The sequence below is a fragment of the Paraburkholderia sp. BL25I1N1 genome (genome assembly GCF_003002025.1).
Taxonomy (GTDB): Bacteria; Pseudomonadota; Gammaproteobacteria; order Burkholderiales; family Burkholderiaceae; genus Paraburkholderia.
On sequence record NZ_PVZB01000021.1, the window covers coordinates 115167 to 137208 of the forward strand.

Here is a 22042-nt window from a genome sequence, read left to right on the forward strand (position 1 = left end):
GACCCCATGACCTATTTGCAGGAAGCGAGCCGGAACGCCGTCACCGTGCCGAAACTGCAGGCAATGCGCGATGCCGGCGAAAAAATCGCCATGCTCACCTGCTACGACGCGAGCTTCGCCGCGCTGCTGGATCGCGCGGGCGTCGACGTGCTGTTGATCGGCGATTCGCTCGGCAATGTGCTGCAAGGCCAGACCACTACGCTGCCCGTGGCGCTCGCCGACATCGCGTACCACACGGCTAGCGTGGCGCGCGCGCGGCCCGCGGCGCTGATCGTGGCCGACTTGCCGTTCGGCTCCTACGGCACGCGGGAAGACGCGTTCAGAAGCTCGGTGGAGTTGATGCGCGCCGGCGCGCAGATGGTGAAGCTCGAGGGCGGCGAGTGGCTCGCGGACACGGTGCGCTTCCTGGTGGAGCGCTCGATTCCGGTATGCGCGCACGTCGGTCTGACGCCGCAATCCGTGCATGCGTTCGGCGGCTTCAAGGTGCAAGGCAAAACCGAAGCGGGCGCTACCCAGTTGATGCGCGACTCGCTCGCCGTGCAGCAGGCCGGCGCGCAATTGATCGTGATGGAAGCGATTCCGACACTGCTCGCAAGCGACGTCACGAAGCAATTGCGTATTCCGACGATCGGCATCGGCGCGGGCCTGGATTGCTCGGGTCAGGTGCTGGTGCTGCACGACATGCTGGGCATTTTCCCCGGCAAACGGCCGCGCTTCGTGAAGGATTTCATGCAAGGGCAGCCGAGTATTCTGGCGGCTGTGGAAGCGTATGTGGCGGCGGTGAAGGATGGTTCGTTTCCCGGTCCGGAGCATACTTTCTGAGTTTCAAGCGATAGAGATTGCGGTGGAACGGGCATCTTCGTGCCCGTTTTGAGACCTCTCCGATATCGCATGCAAAGCCAGTGGTCTATCTTCGTCTTCTTGTTTATGCGGCCTGGCCGCGAGCCGAGGAGAGACCACCATGAGCCCTTTTTGTCTGATCGACGTCGCGGGAATCCGCGACCACGCCACCGTGCCGCATGACGTGCGCGAATCCGCTTGGCATGCGCGGTTGAGCGGCTGGATGATTCGGCTGCGGCGGGCATTTCATAGTTGAGGCGCGGCCCTCGGCCCTACGTCGCGTTCTGTTTGTCGCCGTTAGCGGCTTCGCGTTCTCGCCTCTATCAGTCCACGATTCGCGCCGGAACTGCGCCTCGCAGTGCATTGCACACCATTAGCGCTTCGGCATTTTGCAGATCGGTCCGTGTCAGCACACGTTCGCCCGCCTGTAGCTCCGAAGCGTCATCGAGCAGAACGCCGCGCATCACGCCGGGCAGCACGCCCGATGCAAGCGACGGCGTCCACCAGCGTCCAGCCAGTTTCACAAACACATTCGAGCGGCCACCTTCGGTCAGCTCGCCTTGCGTGTTGAAGAACAACGTGTCGAATGCGCCCGTTGCTTCAGCTTCGCGCCAGCCGCGATCGTAGTCGGCGCGGCGCGTGGTTTTGTGGAGCAGCAGCGGGTCGGCGGCATCGGTTGTCGAGAATCCGTGATCGGGTCCGAGCAGCACGCCGACAGTCGATCCGGCTAACGGCGTCAACACCGCGGCCGTGATCTGGATCGTGCCGTTCTTGCTCAGCGCAAGCCGCATGCGATGCGGTGTGTGCCCGGGTAGCGATGCGCACTTCGCCGCGATCTCCGCGCTTATGACGTTTGTGTCGTCGAGTTTGAAGCCGAGTGTCGCGGCGCTCGACGAGAGTCGCGCGAGATGGCGCGACAGATGCCGAACGCCCTCTTCGCGCGTCGCATACATCGTTTCGAAAAGCTCGAAACCCGGCTCGGCGCCGGTCAGAAAGCTGGCCTTCAATTGGCACTCCGCGTATTCGTCGGCGGCGACGCTGTCGAGCACGATACCCGCGCCGACGCCCATCTTGCCTTCCAGTTGGCTGGTTTGCTTCGACGGGCTCAACGTCAGCGTGCGAATCGCGACGGACAGGCAGAAGTCGCCGCAGTCGGACTGGTTTGCAGGAGACGCGGCTGCGTCAGTTTTGCTGGCAGCCGCTGAAGGCGCGTCCAGCCAACCAATCGCGCCGGTATAGAGCCCGCGCGGCGTGCTCTCGAGTTCATCGATCAACTGCATCGTGCGATGCTTCGGCGCCCCGGTGATCGAGCCGCAGGGGAACAGCGCGCGCAGTATCTGAGCGAACGACGTGGCGGGCTTGAGCGTCGCCTCCACCGTCGAGGTCATTTGCCACACCGACGCATACGGTTCCACCGAGAATAGCGCCGGCACCTTCACCGAACCCGTTTGCGCGACCCGTGACAGATCATTGCGCAGCAGATCCACGATCATCACGTTTTCGGCGCGATTCTTCGGATCGTTGCCGAGGAATTCCGCAGCGCGCCGGTCCGCCGCGGGATCGTCCGAGCGCGGGGCGGTGCCTTTCATCGGCCGCGCACGCAACATCGCGCCGTGCTTTTCGATGAAGAGTTCCGGTGAGCACGACAGCACCCACCCGTCGTCAGGCAGCGAGATCAGCGCGCCAAACGGCACCGGCTGACGCGCCCTCAACCGCCGATACAGCGCGGTCGGCGAGCCGAATACATCGAAGCCGAGCCGATACGTGTAATTGACCTGATAGGAATCGCCCGCGCGCAGGGCCGCGTGAATCGCGTTGATCGCAGTGTTGAACTGCTCGGGGTCGACGCTTGCGCGCACGTTGGCCGTACCCGCCACCGACGGCTCGGCCGCGCCATCATCGCGCGCCATGAGCCACGCGTCGACCTCTTCACGACTGAGCTTCTCGCAACGTTCGAACAATAAAAAACGCAGCGTGGCATCGCCACGCTGCGTTTTCAGAGACCGGTGTGCTTTCGAGTCGAGAAGATTCCGGCCGAACTCATAGTCGGCGAGCACGACGGCATGCAAACCGCGCTGCGTCTCCGTGGCTACGGTTTCGCACGCGGCTTCGAGCTGTGCGGCGTTCGCACATACCCGTTCATGCACAAAACCCATGTACAGACGACTCGAACGGCGCGCCGCCGTGGCGTCGCAATCGTCGAGCAACGCGAAAACCGCGCCGCGCTCATCTGCCGCCATACCTACCGCCAACTTCAAACCGCCATTAATCGAAGAAGCTCTTCACCCGGTCGAACCAGCTCTTGCTTTGCGGGCTATGCCGCGAGCCGCCCTCGACCAGCGCCTTTTCAAACTGCTTGAGCAGATCGCGTTGCGGCTCGGTGAGTTTGACCGGCGTTTCGACTTGCACGTGCACGTACAGATCGCCGGCAATGCTCGAGCGCAACCCCTTGATGCCCTTGCCACGCAGACGGAACGTCTTGCCCGACTGCGTGCCTTCCGGCACGGTAAAGCTGGCGCGGCCCGCGAGCGTCGGCACTTCGATTTCGCCGCCGAGCGCCGCGGTGGTGAACGGAATCGGCATCTGGCAATGCAGATCGTCGCCGTCGCGCTCGAACACCGAGTGCTGCTTGATGTGAATCTCGACATACAGATCGCCCGACGGCCCGCCGTTGATACCCGGCTCGCCGTTGCCGGCGGAACGGATCCGCATGCCGTCGTCGATACCTGCCGGGATCTTCACTTCCAGCGTCTTGGTTTCCTTCACCTTGCCCGCGCCGTGGCAGTGCGCGCACGGGTCAGGAATGTAGGTGCCGGTGCCGTGACACTTCGGGCAGGTTTGCTGAATGCTGAAAAAGCCTTGCGACATCCGCACCGAACCCGAACCGCTGCAGGTCGGGCAGGTTTCCGGCTTGGTGCCGGGCTTGGCGCCCGAACCATGGCAGATTTCGCACGAGACCCAGCTCGGCACGCGAATCTGCGTGTCGTAGCCGTGCGCCGCCTGTTCCAGTGTGATTTCCATGCTGTAGCGCAAGTCGGCGCCGCGATACACCTGCGGACCGGCGCGGCCGCCGCCGCCGCGTGCGGCGCCACCGGCCGCCTGGCCGAAGATGTCGCCGAAAATATCGCCGAATGCGTCGGCAAAACCGCCGAAGCCTTGCGCCCCGGCACCGCCCATGTTCGGATCGACGCCCGCGTGGCCGTACTGATCGTACGCGGCACGCTTTTGCGAGTCCGAGAGCATTTCATAGGCTTCCTTCACCTCTTTGAAATGCCCTTCCGCATCCTTGTTGCCCGGATTGCGGTCGGGGTGGTGCTTCATCGCCAGCTTGCGATAAGCCTTCTTGATTTCGTCGTCGCTCGCGTTCTTTGCGACGCCCAGAACCTCGTAGTAATCCCGTTTCGCCATATCGGTTCAACGCCACTCGCGCAATGCGCACGGTGGCTCCTCTTGAATGCTGGAGTCTCACGACTCGTCCGGCCGCTGTTTCACGCCGCCTGAATGCGGCTCAAAACAACGCCCTCCATAAAACAAATGTGCCCGGAGAGCCTAAAAGGCTCGCCAGGCGAGATAACCGCTCTTGCACGTTTGCTGTCCCGCCGTTTGACAAAGCAGGCGCAGTCTCGGTGCAGCCGGGCCGCACACAAGGCTGTGTGCGGCTTTACGGTCGAAAGACGACCTGGCTTTAGTCTTTCTTGACTTCCTTGAACTCGGCGTCGACCACGTCGTCCTGCTGCTGGCTTGCGCCACCAGCCGTTGCGCCCGCGCCTGCCGCGCCCGCTGCCGCCGCTTCCGCGCCTTGCGCGGCCTGCATGTCGGCGTACATCTTCTCGCCCATCTTCTGCGAGGCGGTGGCAACCACTTCGATCTTGGCTTCGATCGCGGCCTTGTCGCTCGAACCGCTCTTCAGCGTTTCTTCGAGGTCCTTCAGCGCGGCTTCGATCTTTTCCTTCTCGGCAGCTTCCAGCTTGTCGCCGTATTCGGTGAGCGCCTTCTTCGTGCTGTGGACCAGCGCGTCGCCCTGGTTGCGGGCATCGGCCAGTTCACGCAGCTTGTGATCTTCTTCAGCGTTCGCTTCGGCGTCCTTCACCATCTTCTCGATTTCGGCTTCGGACAGACCCGAGTTTGCCTTGATCGTGATGCGGTTTTCCTTGCCGGTCGCCTTGTCTTTCGCGCCGACGTGCAGAATGCCGTTCGCGTCGATGTCGAAGCTCACTTCGATCTGCGGCGTGCCGCGCGGTGCCGGCGGAATGCCTTCCAGATTGAACTCGCCCAGCAGCTTGTTGCCGGCCGCCATTTCGCGTTCACCCTGGAACACCTTGATCGTCACGGCGCCCTGATTGTCGTCAGCCGTCGAGTAGACCTGTGCGTGCTTGGTCGGGATCGTGGTGTTCTTGTTGATCATCTTCGTCATCACGCCGCCGAGCGTTTCGATGCCGAGCGACAGCGGGGTCACGTCGAGCAGCAGAACGTCTTTACGGTCGCCCGACAGAACCTGACCTTGAATCGCGGCGCCCACGGCCACGGCTTCGTCCGGGTTCACGTCACGGCGCGGATCCTTGCCGAAGAACTCCTTGACCTTTTCCTGCACCTTCGGCATGCGGGTCATACCGCCGACCAGAATCACGTCGTCGATTTCGCCGACCTTCACGCCCGCGTCCTTGATCGCCACGCGGCACGGCTCGATCGTGCGTTCGATCAGTTCTTCAACCAGCGCTTCCAGCTTGGCGCGCGTGATTTTCAGGTTCAAGTGCTTCGGACCCGACGCGTCGGCCGTGATGTACGGCAGGTTGATTTCGGTTTGCTGGCTCGACGACAGTTCGATCTTCGCCTTTTCAGCCGATTCCTTCAGGCGTTGCAGCGCGAGCACGTCTTTCGACAGATCGACGCCTTGTTCCTTCTTGAACTCGGCAATGATGTAATCGATGATGCGCTGGTCGAAGTCTTCGCCGCCCAGGAACGTATCGCCGTTCGTGGAGAGCACTTCGAACTGCATTTCACCGTCGACGTCAGCGATTTCGATGATCGACACGTCGAACGTACCGCCGCCCAGGTCATACACCGCGATCTTGCGGTCGCCCTTTTCGGCCTTGTCCAGACCGAACGCCAGAGCGGCTGCGGTCGGTTCGTTGATGATCCGCTTCACTTCCAGACCGGCGATGCGGCCCGCATCTTTGGTAGCCTGACGCTGGCTGTCGTTGAAGTACGCGGGAACCGTGATCACGGCTTCAGTGACCGGCTCGCCGAGATAATCTTCAGCGGTCTTCTTCATCTTGCGCAGCGTTTCCGCCGAGATTTGCGGCGGCGCGAGCTTCTGATCGCGCACTTCGATCCATGCGTCGCCGTTATCGGCTTTCATGATCTTGTACGGCATCAGCGCGATGTCTTTCTGAACTTCTTTTTCTTCGAAGCGGCGGCCGATCAGGCGCTTGACCGCGTACAGCGTGTTCTTCGGGTTCGTGACCGACTGACGCTTCGCAGGCGCGCCGACGAGAATCTCGCCGTCTTCCATGTAAGCGATGATCGACGGCGTGGTGCGCGCGCCTTCCGAGTTCTCGATCACCTTGACCGAATTGCCTTCCATGATCGCCACACACGAGTTGGTCGTGCCGAGGTCGATGCCGATGATTTTGCCCATTTTTTCCAATCTCCTAACTTTGATCGCTGCGGGAATCGCCTTGTTTGCCCTGCTGGCGGTAAGGCGATCCGCTCTCAATTCATACCTGCACTCAACATAAGTGCGTCCGCATCGTTTTCAAGACCTCTTTTACGATGCGGTCTTTAATTTTTTTCAATCGGGCGAACTTTTGCCCAAATTTGTTCCATCGGCCTGAGCGCCGCTCGTGGCGTCGGCCGTTTTGCCCGCCCGAATCTTCTCTGGTGCGGCCGCGAAACGCGACTGGAATTCCTTGAGCCTTGAGGCCTCGCCAGTCGAGCCGCTTGCTGCGGTAGAAGAACCCCGTTGGCATGCCTTGCACAATGAAGCGCCGACCCGGTTCGGGATGCCCGTCAAACGTTGCTGCGACACCATTGAGGCCGAGCGCGGTAGCATCGACGGGAAGGTCAGCCATGGCGGCCACCTGCCGGACGAAACGGCTTGCCTCGCCCTGTGGCGTTTACTTCGGTGCTGCGACGGTCACGAGCGCCGGACGCAGTACGCGATCGGCAATCACGAAGCCCTTCTGCAGCACGGCCACCACGGTGTTCGGCTCCTGCTCGGCCGGCACCATGGAAATGGCCTGATGACGGTGCGGGTCGAACTTCTCGCCGACCGGATTCAGGGCGACGACGCGGCCCTTCTCGAGCGCGCCGGTGAGCTGACGCAGCGTGAGTTCGACGCCTTCGCGCACCTTCTGCAGGTCGTCGGACGAGTGGGCGACCGCTGCCTCGAGACTGTCGATCACCGGCAGCAGATGCTCAGCGAAGCTCTCGATAGCAAACTTGTGCGCCTTGGCGACGTCTTCCTGAGCGCGGCGGCGGACGTTTTCGGTCTCAGCCTTGGCCCGCAGAAAACTCTCCTGCAACTCGGCGATCTTCGCTTCAGCTTCGGCCAGGGCCGTCTGCTCTGCGTTGACCGGCGAATCGGTCGCAGCGTTGGCTGCCGCTTCCTGCTGGGGTGCTGCGGCCTCGGCGGCCTGGCGCGCGGTTTCGTCGGCGGGCGTGGGATTCTGGCTCGTCGGGTTCTCTTGCGTGTTTTCCATGTCGCTGAAAGTCGTTAAATGGGTGAAAGCGAGGTAAAAGCCAGCGGTGGCAGGCAACACATCAAACCTGGCGCGGTTTGTGCGTTGCAAAATCGCGACAGACAACTTCGCGAGTCACCGCAAATCAAAACGGCAGATGAGGCCGGGACCAACCATTTCAAGCGGTTCTCCCGGATCTTTTCGCACCAGGGATGAGTGGCGGAAATGCCCGGTTACAACCATTTTTGCTGCGCAATCAGATTGAGATTGAGTGCGATCGGCAAGTGGCCTATGCTCCATTAAAGGATCGGAAAAGAGGCGTTAACCCTAATCTGACGTAAACCTTTCCGATTTATTGCAATTCCCACCTGATTCGCCCGTCTTTATCCTGAACCTTCCTGAGGGGAGTACCGTGAAACTGACCTTTGCAATCTCGGTGGTCGCATTGGTTCTGATTGCGGGCACCACGACCATCTGCATGTCCGGGGCCGTCAACGACCACACTACCGAATACGGCGGCGTGCACGCGACCATGGAACAGCTGTTCAACCCCCACCTGAAAGTTTGTCGATAGTGCGCCTGTCGCGTTTGGTCGGCCGGCCGTGCAAGGCGGCCGCCGGTTCGCGATACGTCTTGCGCCGCTCCTGTTCGACCTGCCGCTTCACCTTGCTCTCTTCGGTTTCCGCATAAAGCGTTTGCGCGACGCTCGCCGGGCCGCGCACGTCGCACACGCCCAGCACTTCCACCTGCCAGACAATCCGCTCGATCTCGATCTCGACCAGGTCGCCGACCCGCACGTCTTTAGCCGGCTTGACGCCGGCACCGCCAATGCGCACGTGTCCTTTTTCGACGGCGTCCGCCGCGAGCGAGCGCGTCTTGAAGAAGCGCGCCGCCCAAAGCCATTTGTCGATGCGCAGCTTCGCGCCCGCGTCTGTTGCAATGCTGTAGTTCATGAGCCTGTTCAAGCTCCTGTCGTGTGCGGCACCGGCAACGCCTGCACAGGCCAGCCTTGCAGGTTCTGCGCAACGATTTCGCCGAGCGCGGCAATCCACGCCTGCGAGGCATTCAGGCAAGGAATGCGATGGAAATCCTTGCCGCCTGCATGGAGGAATTCGTCACGCACCTCCATGCCGATTTCTTCGATCGTTTCAAGGCAATCAGCCGTGAAGCCCGGACAGAACACGTCGGCGCGCCGCACGCCCGCCGCACCCAGTTCCTTCAACGTGGGCGCCGTGTACGGCTGCAACCATTCGGCCTTGCCAAAGCGCGACTGGAAGGTAATACGGCATTCCACCTGCGTCAGTTCGAGCGCCTGCATCAGCAGCGCGCCGGTTTGCTGGCATTGCTCGTGGTACGGGTCGCCGAGATCCAGCGTGCGCTTGGGCACCCCGTGGAAACTCAGCACCAGCTTGTCGCCCGCAGCGAAATCCGGCCGGCCGTGCTGATGCCAGTAGTGATGCACCTGGGCGGCAAGCGCCGCAATGTAGGCCGGATGATCGGCGTACTGGCGCACCGTGCGAATTTCCGGCTGATTGCGCATGCGCCTGAGCGCCGAAAAGGCGTCGTCGAACGCGGTGGCGGTGGTCGAGGACGAGTACTGCGGATACATGGGCATCAACAGCACGCGCTCGGCGCCCGCCAGCTTGAGCTGGTTCAGCATGGCCGGGATACCCGGCGTGCCATAGCGCATCGCGTAATCGACCAGCACTGTGTAGTCATTCAGTTGCAACAGATGGCGCAGGCCTTCCACCTGCTTTTCCGTATGAACGCGCAGCGGCGAGCCTTCCGGCATCCACACCGCAGCGTACTTCTTGGCGGAGGCGACGCCCCGAATCGGCAAAATCAGCAACCGCAGGATGATCTGCCAGAGCAGCGCCGGAATTTCGACTACGCGCGGATCGGACAGAAACTGCGCGAGATAGCGGCGTACCGCGCGCGGCGTCGGCGCGTCGGGCGTGCCGAGATTGATCAGCAGCACGGCGACACGGTGTGACGTAGCGTTTTGTGAGGGCCGCTCGAGGTCGAAGCGCATAGGCAGCAAAGCACCGGTGTTGGCGGAGAGTCAGTTCAGGTGGGATTCATTATAGCGGCGCGGTTCACGCACCGGTCCGCCGGACACCCCTGGCCATTCGGCCAATTGGCAAGCCGCGTGCCGTCACGCATTATCTGCAGCAGGAGCAGGAGCGGCAGCCAGGCGCGGCTGCGGCCAGGAGTCGAAGCCGCCTACTGCTGGCTGAGGGTCAGCGAGAGCAGGCGCGCGGTGATATCCACGATCGGGATCACGCGGTTGTAGGCCATGCGGGTCGGCCCGATCACGCCGAGCGTGCCGACGATCTTGCCGTTCACCTCGTACGGCGCGGTGACAACGCTCATTTCCTCGATCGGTACGAGATTCGACTCGCCGCCGATGAAAATCTGCACGCCCGCCGCGTGACTCGACACGTCGAGCAACTGAAGGAGACTGGTTTTTTGATCGAACACATCGAACAGCTTGCGCAAACGCGCCATGTCCGACGAAAGGTCGGCCACCTCGAGCAGATTGCGCTCGCCGGAAATCAGCACGGTTTCGCCCGTGTCCGATTCGTCCGTGCTGGCCGTGACGGCGGCGTGCATGAGCGTGGTCATGTCGCCGCGCAGTTCGTCGATTTCTTCGCGCAGACGGCGCCGCACGTCGTCGAACGAAAGGCCCGCGAAGTGTGCGTTGATGTAGTTGGAGGCTTCGACCAGTTGCGAGGGCGAGAAGTCGCGCTGAGTCGCCATGATGCGGTTCTGCACGTCGCCTTCCGGCGTCACGATGATCAGCAGAATGCGCTTGTCCGACAAACGCATGAACTCGATCTGCTTGAACACGTGGCTGCGCCGCGGCGTGAGCACCACCCCGGCGAACTGCGACAGGTTGGACAGCACGCTGGCCGCCGCCGCAACGATTTTCTGCGGCTCGCCCGCCTGCAGCGTAGTCTTGACCGTACGCGTCACGGCTTCTTCGTCCGCGGCGGACTCCACCGTGAGCATGGTGTCCACGAACAGCCGGTAACCGCGCGGTGTGGGAATGCGGCCCGCGGAAGTATGCGGACTGATCACGAGCCCCAGGTCCTCGAGGTCGGACATCACGTTGCGGATCGTTGCGGGGCTCAGTTCGAGGCCCGAATAGCGCGACAACGTGCGCGAGCCGACCGGCTGACCTTCGGCGATGTAGCGCTCGATCAGCGTTTTGAGGAGGGTTTGTGCGCGAGGATCTAGCATGAGGGAAAATTTTAGCTCAATGGCACGACTACCGCGAGCGCTAGGGGCGCCCATCCCTGACGAACGCGCCGCCGTTTGCCAAAGCGGCGCTCTGCCTTCGGTCCGGCCTGCGAGCCGGCGTTCCGCCCGGCGCTTTGCCGACCGCCTTGCGAGCCACCTTCTGGGCGGCCCGGCTGCCGGCACCCCGCCGCACTTTAACCGGCGCACGTGTCATCAAGGCTTCACCATTCTAACGATAATCGCGAGATGCGCTGACAGCCCACGCGCGCCGGCCCGCTACCGGCTCTGTCTGCGGTTCTTTTCAGGCCCTACCTATGGTGTAATGCCGGCATGCAAGTGACCAGCCAGTTCAAGACCGTCGCGCTCGTCGGGCGCAACAACACGCCGGGCATCGCCGAGCCGTTGACCGCGCTCGCCTCGTGCATCGCGAAGCGCGGCTTCGAGATCGTATTCGAAGCCGACACCGCCGCCGAGATCGGCGTCACCGACTATCCGGCGCTGCGTCCCGCCGAGATCGGCGCGCGCGCCGACGTTGCGGTCGTGCTGGGCGGCGACGGCACCATGCTAGGCATTGGCCGCCAGCTGGCGCCATATCGCACGCCGTTGATCGGCATCAACCACGGGCGGCTCGGCTTCATTACCGACATCCCGATCTCCGACATGCGCGAGATCGTGCCGCAAATGCTGTCGGGCAATTTCGAGCGCGAGGAACGCGTGCTGCTCGAAGCGCGCATCATGCGCGGCGGCAATCCGATCTATCACGCGCTCGCCTTCAACGACGTGGTGGTCAACCGCAGCGGCTTCTCGGGCATGGCGGAGCTGCATGTCTCGGTGGACGGCCGCTTCATGTACAACCAGCGCTCGGACGGCCTGATCGTGGCCACGCCCACCGGTTCGACCGCTTACGCGCTGTCGTCGCAAGGGCCGATTCTGCATCCGCAATTGCAAGGTATCGTGCTGGTGCCGATCGCGCCGCACGCGCTGTCGAACCGGCCGATCGTGCTGCCGGACGACTCGAAGGTGAGCATCCAGATCGTTTCCGGGCGCGAAGTGAACGTCAATTTCGACATGCAGTCGTTCACCTCGCTCGAACTGGGCGACACGATCGAAGTGCGCCGCTCGCGTCATACGGTGCCCATGCTGCATCCGGTCGGCTACAGCTTCTTCACCACGTTGCGCAAGAAGCTGCACTGGAACGAATACCCGTCGCACGAAGAAGATCCCAAGCCCTGAGCGGCAAGAAATCCGGAACGCGAACGCCGCCGCGGCCGAAACCCGAACATCAAGCTCACCAGACGACCTCCATGCTTCGCCACCTCTCGATACGCGACTTCGTCATCGTCGCCGCGCTCGATCTCGAATTCGACAGCGGCTTTACTGTTTTCTCCGGCGAAACCGGCGCCGGCAAGTCGATCCTGATCGACGCGCTGGCGCTCGCGCTCGGCGCGCGCGCCGATGCGAACGTCGTGCGCACCGGCGAAAGCCGCGCCGACATCACCGCGGAATTCGAGACTCATGCGCAGGTCGAGCAATGGCTCGACGAGCAGGCGCTCGGCACGACCGGCGACGACGGCCATCATGGCGGCACGGTCATGCTGCGGCGCGTGGTGGATGCCAACGGCCGCTCGCGGGCCTTTATCAACGGCACCGCGGCGACGCTCGCGCAGTTGCGCGAGGTCGGCGAAATGCTGGTGGATATTCATGGCCAGCACGCGCACCAATTGCTGATGCGTCCCGACGCGCAACGCGAACTGTTCGACACCCACGCGGGCCTGTCGGACACCGCGGCTGGCGTCACACGGGCATGGCGCGCATGGCGCGAGAAGATTCAGGCGGTCGAGCACGCACAAACGCGCGACCGTGAACTGCAACTCGAACGCGAGCGTCTCGCCTGGCAACTCACTGAACTGGACAAGCTCGCGCCGCAACCGGGCGAGTGGGAAGAAGTCAACGCCGAGCACCGGCGGCTGTCGCATTCGGCCAATCTGATCGACGGTGTGCAAGGCGCGCTCGGCGCGTTGTCCGAATCGGACGAGGCGATGATTACGCATCTTGCCTCGATTGTCTCGAAGGTGCGCGACCTGGCGGAGATCGACCCGGCTTTGAACGACGTGCTGGCCGCGCTGGAACCCGCCGAAATCCAGTTGCAGGAAGCGGCTTATTCGCTGAGCCACTACGCGCAAAAGCTCGAACTCGATCCGGACCGGCTCGCGCAAGTCGAAAAGCGTCTGGACGCGTTGCACTCGGCGGCGCGTAAGTTTCGTCTGCAGCCGGAAACGCTGCCTGAGGAACACGAGGCGCGTCGCGCGCAACTGGCCGCGCTCGACGCGGCCGCCGACCTCGACAGCCTGCATGCCGCCGAAGCCAGGGCCAAGGAAGCCTTCCTGACCGAAGCGAAGAAACTCTCGAAGGCGCGCGCCAAGGCCGGCAAGGCGCTGGGCGCGGCGGTCACAACCGGCATGCAGGAACTGTCGATGAAAGGCGGCAGCTTCGAAGTCGCACTGGTGCCGCTGCCCGAAGGCGGCGCGCATGGGCTCGAACAGGTCGAGTTCCGCGTCGCCGGTCATGCCGGCGTGCCGCTGCGGCCGCTCGCGAAAGTCGCCTCAGGCGGGGAACTGGCGCGGATCAGCCTCGCGCTCGCGGTCATTGCCAGCGCCGCCAGCCCGACACCCACGCTGATCTTCGACGAAGTGGACACGGGCATCGGCGGGGGCGTCGCCGAAGTGGTCGGGCGGCTTTTACATCAGCTCGGCCAGCAGCGCCAGGTGTTGTGCGTGACGCACTTGCCGCAAGTGGCCGCGCGCGGCGACCACCACTTCCAAGTGGCGAAAGCGGGCAACGGCAAGGGCGGCACGGTCAGCAGCGTGACCTCGCTCGACAAGGCGAGCCGCGTCGAAGAAGTCGCGCGCATGCTCGGCGGTTTGGAGATCACGCCGACCACGCGCAAGCATGCGAAGGAAATGCTGGCGGCGTAGCTGTTCGTTGGCGGGTGGATGTCTCGCCACCCTTCATGCCGTTTCGGAGAGCGAACGCTACGGGTTCGCTCACACCGCCATCGAAAGCATCGAGCTGCACAACCCGCTCGCACAAACTGCGAACCTGCCATCAACCCTCAGCCAAACACGCGTTTCCACAAGCCCAGCACCGCTTCGCGCTCCTTAGCCACCAGCGCCGGCTCGACCCGCGCCTTTTCCATCCCATCCAGCCGCAGCTGGTGCTGCAACTTGCGGTATGTGCGATACGCCGCACCAACCGTCTCCGCTTCCGCCTCGCTCATCAGGCCGAAGCGCGACACTTCCCGCAGCAACGCGATGTTGCCGGTATTGCGGATCAGTTCGGGATCGCTCGCCGCGTGCAACAACACCCAGTACTGCACGGTGAATTCGATATCCACCATCCCGCCGCTATCGTGCTTCAGGTCGAACAGCGCCGTGTGGTTCAGATGCCCGGCTTCGACGCGCGCGCGCATCTCGACGATCTCCTTCATGAGCGGCGCCGCTTCGCGTGGCGTGGTCAGCACCTGCTCGCGGATCGCCTCGAACTTGGCGCCGATCTCGGCGTCGCCCGCGCAGTAACGCGCGCGGCTCAACGCCTGGTGCTCCCAGACCCACGCCGTATTGGCGGCGTCGCCCTCGCGCAACTGGTAACGGCGGAATGCGTCCAGATCCGTGACGAGCAGACCTGACTCGCCGTTCGGCCGCAAACGCAGGTCGACGTCGAACAATGTGCCGGCGCCGGTCGCGGTTGTCAGCCAGGTGATCAGGCGACGGGTGTAGGTTGAATAGACGTCGGCTGCGGCATCGTCGGGGTCGTCGTAGAGGAAGATGAGGTCGAGGTCGGACGCATAGCCCAGTTCCTTGCCGCCCAGCTTGCCGTACGCAATCACCGCGAAACGCGGCACTTCGCGGTGGCGTTTCGGCAACTGGTTCCAGACGGCCTGGAGCGTGACGTCGAGCACGGCGTCGGCGAGTTCGGACAGCCGGTCGCTCACGTGCTCGACACTCAGCTTGCCGGCCAGATCGATTAACAGAATGCGAAACACCTCGGCCTGGTGGGCATGACGTAGCAGGTCCATCTGCTGCTCGACGCCGTCGGCCGCGGCCAGACGCAGGCGCAGCGTGCGCTTGAACTCGGGCCAGTCGAACGGACTATTGATCGCTTCGTCGTCCAGCAATTCGTCCAGCAATTGCGGATGGCGGATCAGATAGCCCGCCGCCCAACGCGAAGCGCCAAGCACTGACAGCACACGATGCAGCGCTTGCGGATATTCGGTCAGCAGGGCGAGATACGCGCCGCGCCGGCTCACCGCTTCGAGCAGGTCGAAGAAGCGCGCCACGGTATCGGCGCGGCGCTCCGCAGGCTCCAACGTGCGAGCGGCTTCGAGCGCCCGTTGCGCGACGATGTCGAAACGTTGCCGGCTGCGCTCGGCAAGCCCCGCGTAACGCGACGACTGCCAGATCGCGCGCAGCCGCGCGAGCAGTTCGCCCGGCTCGGCCACACCAAGTTCGACGAGGCGTGCCCGCAGGGCTTCGTCGGCACTGTCGTCGGCGAGCGCGCTGCTCCAGACCCATGCGGCGGCGCCGTCTTCGGGCGCGCCACAGCCATCGCGGCCGTTCACTTTGTCAGCGAAAATCTGGTCGAACTGCTGTTCGACGAATTCGCGATGGGCGTCCAGCTTCGTCATTAGTGAGGCGTAGTCGTCGCAGCCCATCGCGTGGGCGAGCGCCGAACGTTCCTCCGGATCGACCGGCATCGCATGGGTCTGCGCGTCGTTGCGGTATTGCAGCCGGTGCTCGAGTTCGCGCAGGAAACGATAGGCCTGCGAGAGCTTCACGCAGACCGACGTATCGAGTAGCCCATGCGTGGCCGCGTGACGCAGCACCGCCAGTGTCGGCCGCACGCGGAAGCCGGCGTCCTGGCCGCCACGGATCAACTGGAACACCTGCGCGCTGAATTCGATTTCGCGGATGCCGCCCCGCCCGAGCTTGATGTCGTCGGCCTTGTCGGGCCGCATCGACGCGCGCCGCTGCGCCTCCTGGCGAATCTGCAGATGCAGCGCGCGAATCGCGCTGATCACGCCGAAGTCGAGATAGCGGCGGTAGACGAACGGCGTGACGATCGCGTCGAGCTGCTTCTGCAGCCGTTGCGCCGCATCGCTCGCGCCTTCGGACACGAGGCGCCCTTTGATCCATGCATAGCGCTCCCACTCTCGGCCTTGCACGTAGAAATACTCTTCGAGCATGCCGAGACTGCACACGAGCGGCCCGGAGTCGCCGTTCGGCCGCAGCCGCATATCGACCCGAAACACGTAGCCGTCGCCGGTTATTTCGGCGAGGGCGCCGATCAGGCGCTTGCCGAGGCGTGTGAAAAAGTCCTGCGCGGCGATCGGCGAACGCTGGCCGCCCGCGGTCTCGCCGTCCTCTTCATAAATGAAGATCAGGTCGATATCGGACGAGACGTTCAGTTCGCGCCCGCCGAGCTTGCCCATGCCCACCACGCCGAGCGAGAGCCGTTCGCCTTGCGGCCCGCGCGGCTCGCCGTATAACGTTTCGAGTTCCGCCGACAGGACGGCGAGCGCGCGCTGGATCGTCGTCTCCGCGAGGTCGGTCATCGCGCCGGTCACTTCCGCAACATCCGCCTCGCCCGCCAGATCACGCTCCATCACGGCGCAAAAGACCTCGGTGCGCAATTGGCGCAAGGCCCGTTTGAGTGCATCTTCGTTTAGCGGCGCGTCGGTTGCGCCGGCCGCCTCGGCGCACAAAGCGTCGAAACGGGCGTCGATACGCTCGCGCGTCAGCGGCTCGGACGCAAGCGCCGCGACCCGCGCCACGAGTTGCGGACGGGCAGTCGCAGCGCGCGCCGCGTAGTGCGAATAGTTGGAACTCAGGAGAGTGGCGTCAGTCATCAAAGGTCTGGCTCGCTCGTTGCTTGATCAGCGTGGTTCAGTTCGCAGTAGTACACGGTTGCGGCGGTCGCGGCCGCCTCCCGCAAGTCGCAAGACGGCATGCAGACAGGGTTTGCAGGAGGTCCGCCTACGCTTTCCCGTGTGTTACATTTCGTCGTTAATTCGCAAAACTACCATACGCCCACCCGCCGCAGCATGTCCGAGCGAAACGAATCCGCCGACCCGCACGAAACCGTGCAGGTCCGGCCTGTGAGCGGAAGCGACCACGTCGTGCTGCGTCGGATCCTGCACGTGGTTCTCGTGCTCGCGCTCGTCCTGTACTTCATTGCGATGGGTCTGTTGCTCGGCTTGCGCTATGTGGTGCTGCCGCGCGTGGACTCGTTCCGGCCGCGCATCGAAGCGACCGTTTCCGAAAAGCTGCATACGCAGTTCACCATCGGCAAGCTCGCGCCCCACTGGAGCGGCTTCCAGCCGGGCCTCGACGTCACCGACCTGGTGATCCGCGATCACGAAGGCAAAGCCGCGCTGACGATCCCGCACGCTACCGCCACGCTCTCGTGGCGGTCGCTCTGGCAGTTTCATCCCGCGCTTTCCAGTCTGATTGTCGATCAACCGGACGTGCTCGTGTCGCGCAGCAGCGACGGCGTGCTCTCGGTGGCGGGCGTGCCGGTGCCGACTCGTCACAGCGGCAACGACACGTTATCCACCTGGCTGCTGCGTCAGCAGGCGATCGTAGTGCGCGGCGGCGCGCTGCGCTGGCGCGATGCGCAACATGACGCGCCCGAGCTGGCGCTGCGCGATATCCGCATCGCGATCCTCAATGACGGCTACGATCACCGGCTCGCGCTGCAGGCACCTGCCGACGGCCAGGTCCTGCACGGCCCGCTCGATTTCCGCACGCGCTTCAAACACGCGCCGCTCTCCGCGATCGGCAAGCCGATCAACTGGACCGGCCAGGTGTACGTCTCGACTGGCCCGGTCGATCTGCCGACGCTCGCGCGCTACGTCAATTTCCCGATCGAGACGTTTGCCGGCCGTATCGACAACGCCATCTGGATCGACTTCGCCGACGGGCGCATGACGTCGGCGGGCGGCCAACTCGCCGGCACCGACGTCGCCCTGCGAGTGCGGCCGACCCAGCCGAAGCTGCTGGTGCCCGTCGCCAATTTTTCGTGGCGTCTCGAAGCCGACCAGAGCGACTACAAACTGCAACTGACCGATCTGCGTGCCGAACTCGGCCAGCCGCCGCTCGACGACGGCACGCCGCTCACCCGCACGCTCGCGTTCGCCACGCTCAATGGGCGCTACCGGACCGCCTCGCAGCAGCACGGGCAACTCGTCAGCGTGAGCGGCGACCGCGTCGACCTGGGCATCCTCGCCGAATTCAGCCGCGCGTTGCCGCTGCCGCGACGCCTGCTGAACAATCTCGTGCGTTTCAGTCCGCGCGGTCTGGTCGCCAATTATGTGATCGAAGTCGAGCGCGGCAAGCCGGAATCCGGCGAAGCAGGCAGCGACCGTTACCCGAGCGGCGCCGAACCGATCGAGCATTATCGTTTCAAGGGCGATCTACAGGGCATCAGCGTCGCCGCTCAGGAACCGCCGCCCGGACTCACGCTGCGCAACCACCCGCGCGCGGGCATTCCCGGCATCGAGAATCTGTGGGGCAAGGTGGATGCCGACGAGACCCGCGGCACCGCTCTGCTCGACACCTCCAATGTCGCCATCACCCTGCCGGGCGTGTTCGACGATCCGCGGCTGAAGCTCGACTATCTGCATGGCCGCGCCGACTGGACCATCACGCCGAAGAAGCCGGGCGAAAATCGGCCGGCCTTCACCGTGAAGCTGGCCGATTTCGGCGTCTCGAACGCCGACGTCGCGGCCACCGCCTCCGCCGACTACAGCAACCCCGGCCATGGACGCGGCTCGCTCGATCTGAAAGCCGACTTCCAGCGCGCGCAGGTGGCACGTATCGTCCGCTATCTGCCCACCAGCATTAGCGAGAAGCTGCGCATCTATCTCGGCCACGGCTTGCAGGCCGGTATGTCACACGGCGCGACCATCGAGATTCACGGCGATCTGACCAAGTTCCCCTACTCGCGCGATCCGGACGCCGGGCTGTTCCATATCGTTGCGCCGTTCAAGGGCGGCAAGTTCGATCCGACGCCTTTCCCGCCGCGCAAGATGAGGAATGGCACGCCGAACGTGTGGCCGGCGCTCGACGGCATCGACGGCGTGTTCGAGCTCAAGCAGAACGTGCTGCGCTTCGACATCGACCGGGCGCATTACAAGCAGGTCGCGCTGATGGGCGTCAGCGGCAGGATCGACGACCTCGGCACCAGAGCGTCGAGCCTCGTCATCAAGGGCGATGCCCACGGCCCGCTCGCCGACATGCTCGACTATGTGAACGCCAGTTCGCTCGGCATCATGGCGAAGCATGAAACCGAGAAGGTGCGCGCCGAAGGGCCAGCGTCTCTCGCGCTGCAGCTCACGGTGCCGCGCACGCCGAAACCGCACGTTGCCGTGGAAGGCGCGGTCGGCTTCCAGAACAACCGCTTGAGCGTCGACAATGCGCCGCCGCTGTCGCAACTCAAGGGGAAGGTGCATTTCACCGAGCACACGGCACAGGTGGACCGGCTCTCCGGGCAATTCCTCGGCGGCGACTTGCATGCGAACGGCGGCTTGAAGCAGGACGGCACCTATGCGCTCGACCTGGGCGGCCATATCGCCGTCGACGCGGCGCGCGGCCTCAACCTGCATGGCCCGGCCGCGCAGGTGCTGACGCGCATGAGCGGCAGCGCGCCTTACGCGCTCAACGTGCGCGGGGCCAAAGGACGGCTGCCCGAAGTGAGAGCGAACTCCGATCTGACCGGCCTCGCGCTCGACTTCCCCGCGCCGTTCAACAAGCCGGTCGGCACGCCGATGCCGCTGCGTTTTGCCGTCAGCCCGTCAGCCACGCCGGGCGAAGCGGGACTGCAGCGCGCCGATCTCACCTTCGGCCCGGTCGCCGCTACCTATCTGCTGCGTTATCAGCCGAAAACCGCACCGACAGTCGTGCGCGGCGCGGTCGGCGTCAACAAACCGGCCGACTTGCCGTCCGAAGGCGTGATCGCCGCCGTCGATCTGGACACGTTCGATGCGGACGCGTGGCGCGCGCTGATTGCGCAGATGCGCAGTAAAGAGGCGCCCGCCCCCGCTGCGGCGACGCCGGTCGCGCCGAACCCGACCGTCACCCAATTCCTGCCGAGCCGGTTCGCGCTGCACGTCGGCACGCTGACGCTGCTCAAGCGCCATTGGGACAGTGTGATCGTCGGCGCGTCGCATGCGGACCGCGCGTGGCAGGCGAACATCGCTTCGAACCAGGTGTCGGGCCACGTGTCGTGGCTGCCGGGCGCGACGAAAGAATCGCCAGGCACGCTGCAGGCGCGCTTCGCCCGCCTGGTGATTCCGTCGGCCACCGACAAGGACCTGCTCGGCCAGGCGATCTCGGCGCCGGCGCAGAACATGCCGTCTATCGATCTGGTGGTCAACGAGTTGATCGTGCGCGACCGCAACATCGGCCGCCTCGAAGTCGACGCGCACAACTTCGACGAAGACGGCGTGCCGGTCTGGCAACTCGACAAGCTCGACATCACGAACTCCGCCGCGACGCTCACCGCAACCGCGAACTGGCGCACTTCGACCGAACTCGGCAACAGCGCCGGCGAAGCCACGCCGCGCCGCACCGTGTTCGATTTCAAGCTCGACATCAAGGACGCCGGCGCGTTGCTCGAGCGCTTCGGTCAACCGCGCACGCTCAAGGCAGGCGCCGGCTCGCTGTCGGGCAAGGTGGTGTGGCAAGGCGGCCCGACCAGGATCGACTATCCGACCTTCAACGGCAATCTGGCCGTCGATCTGCGCCACGGTCAGATTCTCAAGGTCGATCCAGGCGTCGCCAAGCTGCTGGGCGTGCTGAGCCTGCAAAGCCTCGCTCGCTTCGCGACGCTGAATTTCCACGACGTGATCGGCGAAGGTTTGCCGTTCGAACATGTCACCGGCACCGCGCAGATTCGCAACGGCATTGGCCGCACCGAGAACTTCGAGTTGGTGACCGCGCCGGCGCGCGCCGAAATGAAGGGCTCGGTCGATCTCGCTCAGGAGACCCAGGATCTGCGGGTGCATGTCGTACCGACCATCAGCGCCGGCGCCGGCGTGATCGCGGCGGCGGTCATCAATCCGCTGCTCGGACTGGGCGCGCTGGTGGCCGATGTTGCCTTCAGCCAGACCGTCTCGCATGCGTTCGCGCGCGACTACGCCATCACCGGTTCGTGGTCGAAACCGCACGTTGAGCGGGTGAAGAGCGATCGCGGTAAGATGGACGCTCCGGCTTCGACCGTGGAGGCGAACTGAGCCTGTATCCGGCCCTTTGTTTAGTCGGACGGGCGCCGTGGCGCGCCGGCGGCCCTAGCCAGCCTTGAACGACGTAAGCGGCGTCAGCGGTTCGCGCCGCCGTCTTGCCGGGAGTTTTTCGAAACGCTCATGAGCGAAACACACGTCTCTTCAACCGTCTCCAGCGGTTCTCTGGAAAGCGCTTTCCGTGTCGCCGCGCTGCAAATGGTGAGCACACCGGATCGCGAGCGCAATCTGGCCGAAGCCGGGCGCCTCATCGCCGAAGCCGCCGCCGACGGTGCGCAACTCGTCCTGCTGCCTGAATACTTCTGCTTCATGGGCTTCAAGGACACGGACAAGCTGGCCGTGCGCGAGCCCTATCAGGACGGTCCCATCCAGCGCTTTCTCGCCGACGCCGCGCGCCGCCACCAGGTCTGGGTGATCGGCGGCACGCTGCCGTTGATGTCGCCCGAGGCCTCGCGCGTGCTGAACACCACGCTGGTGTTCGACCCGCAGGGCAACGAGGCCGCGCGTTACGACAAGATCCATCTGTTCAACTTCGAAAAGGGCGAGGAATCGTTTGACGAGGCGCGCACCATCTGCCCCGGCGGCGAGGTCCGCACCTTCGAGGCGCCGTTCGGCCGCGTCGGTCTGTCGGTCTGCTACGATCTGCGCTTTCCGGAGCTGTACCGGCGCATGGGTGACTGCGCGCTGATCGTGGTGCCGTCGGCGTTCACTTACACCACCGGCCGCGCGCATTGGGAGATGCTGCTGCGCGCCCGCGCGGTCGAAAACCAGTGTTACGTGCTGGCCGCGGCGCAAGGCGGCAAACATGAAAATGGCCGCCGCACGTGGGGCCATAGCATGCTGATCGACCCTTGGGGCGAAATCGTCGCGGTACGCGACGAGGGCGCAGGCGTGGTCGCCGGCAATCTCGAGCGTGCGCGGATCGACGAAGTGCGACAGAGTTTGCCAGCCTGGCGTCATCGCGTGCTCAGTTGATCCAACC

General features: G+C 64.1%; 15 protein-coding genes. 6 read left to right on the forward strand and 9 right to left on the reverse strand.

Going from position 1 to position 22042, the window contains the following annotated elements; genetic code table 11:
* The first annotated feature begins 6 nt into the window (after positions 1 to 6).
* Entirely contained in the window at positions 7 to 822 is an 816-nt protein-coding gene (gene panB, locus B0G73_RS28370) for a 3-methyl-2-oxobutanoate hydroxymethyltransferase (protein WP_106284486.1), read from the forward strand.
* Positions 823 to 1163: 341 nt separating this feature from the next.
* On the opposite strand, the gene pabB is transcribed toward panB, so the two are convergent.
* The 5 genes from pabB to grpE form a co-directional block, all read right to left on the reverse strand.
* Complete coding sequence (pabB, locus tag B0G73_RS28375) at positions 1164 to 3080, reverse strand: aminodeoxychorismate synthase component I (RefSeq protein WP_106284487.1); 1917 nt, start codon at positions 3078 to 3080, stop codon at positions 1164 to 1166.
* A 25-nt stretch (positions 3081 to 3105) separates the two neighbouring features.
* Positions 3106 to 4248: a molecular chaperone DnaJ gene (dnaJ, locus tag B0G73_RS28380; protein WP_106284488.1), complete on the reverse strand. Its 1143-nt coding sequence runs from the start codon at positions 4246 to 4248 to the stop codon at positions 3106 to 3108.
* Positions 4249 to 4525: 277 nt separating this feature from the next.
* Positions 4526 to 6478, reverse strand: coding sequence for a molecular chaperone DnaK (gene dnaK, locus B0G73_RS28385; RefSeq protein ID WP_106284489.1), 1953 nt, complete (start codon positions 6476 to 6478; stop codon positions 4526 to 4528).
* A gap of 91 nt (positions 6479 to 6569) precedes the next feature.
* Positions 6570 to 6911, reverse strand: a complete 342-nt coding sequence (locus B0G73_RS28390) for a hypothetical protein (protein ID WP_258193632.1) — start codon at positions 6909 to 6911, stop codon at positions 6570 to 6572.
* A 45-nt stretch (positions 6912 to 6956) separates the two neighbouring features.
* Positions 6957 to 7541 (reverse strand): nucleotide exchange factor GrpE, encoded by a 585-nt coding sequence (gene grpE / locus B0G73_RS28395; RefSeq protein ID WP_106284490.1) that lies wholly within the window; start codon positions 7539 to 7541, stop codon positions 6957 to 6959.
* A 391-nt stretch (positions 7542 to 7932) separates the two neighbouring features.
* On the opposite strand from grpE, the gene B0G73_RS40685 reads away from it, so the two are divergent.
* On the forward strand, positions 7933 to 8094 hold the full coding sequence (locus tag B0G73_RS40685) for a hypothetical protein (protein ID WP_012431795.1): 162 nt from the start codon (positions 7933 to 7935) through the stop codon (positions 8092 to 8094).
* Here the strand turns inward: B0G73_RS40685 and B0G73_RS28405 are convergent.
* From B0G73_RS28405 to hrcA, 3 genes are all read right to left on the reverse strand, one after another.
* The gene (locus B0G73_RS28405; protein ID WP_106284492.1) at positions 8066 to 8473 is read right to left on the reverse strand and encodes an RNA-binding S4 domain-containing protein; all 408 of its coding nucleotides are present in this window, start codon (positions 8471 to 8473) and stop codon (positions 8066 to 8068) included. The two genes, B0G73_RS40685 and B0G73_RS28405, sit on opposite strands and share 29 nt — an antisense overlap.
* Before the next feature lie 8 nt (positions 8474 to 8481).
* A complete protein-coding gene (gene hemH / locus B0G73_RS28410) occupies positions 8482 to 9552 on the reverse strand; it encodes a ferrochelatase (protein WP_106284493.1) in 1071 nt (356 codons plus the stop codon).
* Positions 9553 to 9743: 191 nt separating this feature from the next.
* Positions 9744 to 10763, reverse strand: coding sequence for a heat-inducible transcriptional repressor HrcA (gene hrcA, locus B0G73_RS28415; protein ID WP_106284494.1), 1020 nt, complete (start codon positions 10761 to 10763; stop codon positions 9744 to 9746).
* 330 nt (positions 10764 to 11093) lie between these two features.
* Here hrcA and B0G73_RS28420 point away from each other — a divergent pair, with 330 nt between their 5' ends.
* Positions 11094 to 11996, forward strand: coding sequence for an NAD kinase (locus B0G73_RS28420; RefSeq protein WP_106284495.1), 903 nt, complete (start codon positions 11094 to 11096; stop codon positions 11994 to 11996).
* 71 nt (positions 11997 to 12067) lie between these two features.
* Positions 12068 to 13738, forward strand: a complete 1671-nt coding sequence (gene recN, locus B0G73_RS28425; protein ID WP_106284496.1) for a DNA repair protein RecN — start codon at positions 12068 to 12070, stop codon at positions 13736 to 13738.
* 137 nt (positions 13739 to 13875) lie between these two features.
* Here the strand turns inward: recN and glnE are convergent, their stop codons facing one another.
* On the reverse strand, positions 13876 to 16668 hold the full coding sequence (gene glnE, locus B0G73_RS28430; RefSeq protein ID WP_106284497.1) for a bifunctional [glutamate--ammonia ligase]-adenylyl-L-tyrosine phosphorylase/[glutamate--ammonia-ligase] adenylyltransferase: 2793 nt from the start codon (positions 16666 to 16668) through the stop codon (positions 13876 to 13878).
* Between the two features lie 195 nt (positions 16669 to 16863).
* On the opposite strand from glnE, the gene B0G73_RS28435 reads away from it, so the two are divergent.
* Both B0G73_RS28435 and B0G73_RS28440 read left to right on the forward strand, forming a co-directional pair.
* On the forward strand, positions 16864 to 21054 hold the full coding sequence (locus B0G73_RS28435; RefSeq protein ID WP_106284498.1) for a YhdP family protein: 4191 nt from the start codon (positions 16864 to 16866) through the stop codon (positions 21052 to 21054).
* Positions 21055 to 21183: 129 nt separating this feature from the next.
* Complete coding sequence (locus tag B0G73_RS28440; RefSeq protein WP_106284499.1) at positions 21184 to 22035, forward strand: carbon-nitrogen hydrolase family protein; 852 nt, start codon at positions 21184 to 21186, stop codon at positions 22033 to 22035.
* Positions 22036 to 22042: the final 7 nt, after the last annotated feature.